The following is a 2,627-nucleotide window of genomic DNA, read 5'->3' as shown; positions in this document are numbered from 1 at the left end:
GTCCTGCGGGGCGGGGCCGCTTCCGGTGGGGGGAGCGGTGGTGAGCCATCGGGTGAGGTTGCCGAGCACCTCGTCGAGGGCGGCCCGGTGGCGCGCGGCCTGCATCGTCATCAACGCGAGTCCGTGGGTCCGGTACTCGGGCGGCTGCCCCGCCGTGAACGTGTCCGCCTCGGCGACCACCGCCGGCATCCGCTGGAGCACGGGTTCCCAGAGCAGGGGCAGCACGATGCCGTTCTCCGCCGCTCCGCGGGCCCGGTCCAGGCTCGTGCGGTGGGCCAGCATCGCCCAGTCCGCGTCCGCGGGGCCCTCGCTGAAGTAGGCCGGTGAGCACAGGACGAGGACGCGGTCCGCCGTCGCCACCCCGGGCGAGGCCGGGCCCCGGCCGCCGTCGGTGGCCGCCCTGACGAAACGGACCGGGGAGGTGCCCAGCCGCCGGTCCAGGTCGTCCAGGAAGCGCGCCACCCAGGCCTCGTCCCTGCCATGCAGGTAACTCACGGCGTAGGTGTACGTATTCTTCATCCCCCACCCGTCCGAACCGGTACGAACGGGCGCGGTCACGGACGCCCGCACTGGCGTCATCATGGAAGAATCCGCTGACGTCTCGTCATGACCCGTTCCGCAGCACATGTATGACTGGCTATCACTTTATATGTACGACTCATTGATGGGTGGGGTCGACCCCGCGACGCTCTCCCGTCCCGGCCCGCGGCCGGCGCCCTCCCCTTCCGCGCCCCCGGGCCTGGGCAAGCGGCAGGAGAACCTGCTGACCGCGGTCCTGCGCGGAATCCCGCTGATGGGACAGGACACCATGGTCCCGTTCGCCGAGGCGGACGTCCGTTCGTGCCTGGCCCGGTTCCGGCCCTCGGAGTACGGAGCCGCCGCGGGGGTGGTCAACCGGGTGCGCCCGGCCCTCCTCGACGCCGTCGTCGGCCGTACGGCCCGGCTGCGGGGGTACGTCCGCGGGCTGCCGGAGGGGGGAGTGGAGCCGCTCCTGGACGTGGTGGGCAAGGCCGCCGTGTACGGACCTCCGGCCCTGCGGGTGGTGTTCGGTGCGTCGGTGCGCATGCCGCTGCGTGCCCTGAGCTACGTGCTGCCCGCCGTGCTCATGGCGGAACGGGTCCAGGCGGTCACGGGCCGGCTGCCCTACCTGCAGGTGCTCTACGTGGGCGAACTGGGCGCGCGGATCAACGCCCTGCCCGCCGCGGTCGTCGCGGAGGAGGGCCGGCTCCTCGCCGAGCACCTGTGCCGCGTCCTGGACCGGGGGCCGATGGCGGGCCACTACGGGCTGTTCGCCGACCTCCCCCTGCCCGCGGGCGAGGATCCGATCGAGGACACCATCGCCCGGCTCGGGGAGGAGCCCCGCGAGGAGATCGCCCGGCGGCTCCAGGGGAAGGGCGGCAGCCTCTCCGACCGGCAGACCCTCGCGTACGCGGCCGCCCACGTGCTGCTGCACGACCTCGGCCGGCTGCCGCTGCGAAGAATCGGCGGCACGACGCCCTCCGACGCGGAAGCCGTCGGCGTCATCGACATCGGCGGCGTCCAGGAACGTCATTTCCACCGGGTGCGCGCGATCTTCGCCGAGGCGCTCGGGCACGCCGGACCAGGGCCCCTCGTGCTCACCCGGCACTCCGTTCCGCCGTACACGATGTCGCGCGTGGGCGACGTCGGCCTGCGCGACTTCCTGGACGGCGTGCCGTACGACGAGGCCGCGCTCCCCGCGGCCGTACGGCACGACCTGCACCTCCTGCGGGCCGGCAGGGTCCTCGACCGCGTCAGGTGAGCCCGGGCCCGGCACCGGGACCGGTCCGGGCCCCGGTGCCCGCCCGTCGCGGCCGGTTCACAGGCATCCAGCGCACCGCGAAGTCGACGGCCTCCCGCAGGTCGAGCAACCGGCACCGGAGCCCGCTCACGGTGCCGGTCCTGGTCGTGCCCTCGGCCTCGTACGCCGCGCCCAGGGCGGCGAAGTCCGAGTCGTCCAGGGCCACGTCCTCGTAGCTCCACCAGGAACGCCGCCCGCCCCTGACGACCACGCAGCGGTAGGTGCGCAGGGGCGGCCGGGGCACCCGGTACTCGGCCAGGTGGAACGCGCTGCACACGTCGAACCCGACACCGAGGAGCAGGACCCGGGCACGGGCCCGGTAGAGCGCCGCCAAGGGGGACCGCTCGCCGAGGTGGCAGTCGGCGCCGTGCTCCGCCGTGATGGCGTCCCCGGCCGGGCCGTACGCCACGAAGGAGGTCTGCGGATGGGCGCTGCGCACCGCACCCTCCACGGTGCGCAGGGTCTCCGAGAGCACCCCCATCCCGGGCGCTGGTGTGGACGCCGGATCGAAGGGCGGCATCGCGCCCCGCACGGCGGCGGCCTCCCGCGGGTCCAGCCCCGCCACACGCGCCCGGTGGGCGGAGGAGGAGTCGGAGTTCTCGGGTGTGAAACTGGGCGTCACCAGCGTGCCGCGCGGTCCCAGCACCCGTAGCAGCGCGTCGAGCATCGTTCCCGCGCGGGTGCCGCCCGCGCCGCGCAGCGAGGCGTGCACCAGGACGACCCCGCCCGCTTCCAGGCCGAGTGCCGTCAGGGATCCCGCCAGAGCCGTCACCTCGGTGGAGCCGACCGCCATCCCGTCCCCCTTCCC

2 protein-coding genes and 1 pseudogene are annotated in these 2,627 nt (G+C 74.3%); 1 reads left to right on the top strand and 2 read right to left on the bottom strand.

Features of this window, described 5'->3' with window-relative positions; all coding sequences use genetic code 11:
• Positions 1–495: pseudogene (locus PV341_RS44645) on the bottom strand (large ATP-binding protein); the annotation flags it as partial.
• 169 nt (positions 496–664) lie between these two features.
• Between PV341_RS44645 and PV341_RS44640 the strand changes: the two are divergent.
• Positions 665–1,780, top strand: a complete 1,116-nt coding sequence (locus PV341_RS44640; protein WP_500360974.1) for a hypothetical protein — start codon at positions 665–667, stop codon at positions 1,778–1,780.
• Here PV341_RS44640 and PV341_RS44635 read toward each other — a convergent pair.
• The gene (locus PV341_RS44635; RefSeq protein ID WP_500323451.1) at positions 1,773–2,612 is read right to left on the bottom strand and encodes an AAC(3) family N-acetyltransferase; all 840 of its coding nucleotides are present in this window, start codon (positions 2,610–2,612) and stop codon (positions 1,773–1,775) included. The genes PV341_RS44640 and PV341_RS44635 overlap by 8 nt on opposite strands.
• Positions 2,613–2,627 lie beyond the last annotated feature (15 nt).

The sequence above is a fragment of the Streptomyces sp. PA03-1a genome (genome assembly GCF_033792805.1).
GTDB lineage: Bacteria > Actinomycetota > Actinomycetes > Streptomycetales > Streptomycetaceae > Actinacidiphila.
Note: the sequence above shows the minus strand (reverse complement) of the source record. Positions and strands in the feature narration are given on the sequence as shown.

Coding starts and splice junctions, on each gene's coding strand:
- PV341_RS44640 (WP_500360974.1), top strand. CDS start 665: ATGGGTGGGGTCGACCCCGCGACGCTCTCCCGTCCCGGCCCGCGGCCG.
- PV341_RS44635 (WP_500323451.1), bottom strand. CDS start 2,612: ATGGCGGTCGGCTCCACCGAGGTGACGGCTCTGGCGGGATCCCTGACG.